1 pseudogene is annotated in these 233 nt (G+C 54.9%); it reads right to left on the bottom strand.

The features are described 5' to 3' along the window. Positions 1-233, bottom strand: a pseudogene (locus PsW74_RS29485) (HlyD family type I secretion periplasmic adaptor subunit); the annotation flags it as partial.

Genomic DNA, 233 nt, shown 5'->3' with positions numbered 1-233 from the left:
TTTTCCAAAAGAGAAGCAAAGTCGGCGAGTTGCTGAGTGACAAGATCAATGCTTTCGGCCTTGGCATCGCGTTGCACCTGCAAGCCTTCAATCTGCTGCTCCAGCTGAGCAATCTGCTCGCCAAGCTGCTTCTTGCGGCCTTTGATGCCTTGCTGACGGGCAGCAAACAGGGCTTGCTCACCATCCAGAGCGGTGGCGGCAATCTTGTCGGTTTTCGCCAGCTCAACCAGAAC

The sequence above is a fragment of the Pseudovibrio sp. W74 genome, assembly GCF_001623085.1.
GTDB lineage: Bacteria > Pseudomonadota > Alphaproteobacteria > Rhizobiales > Stappiaceae > Pseudovibrio.
This window is presented reverse-complemented; position numbering and strand designations above follow the sequence as displayed.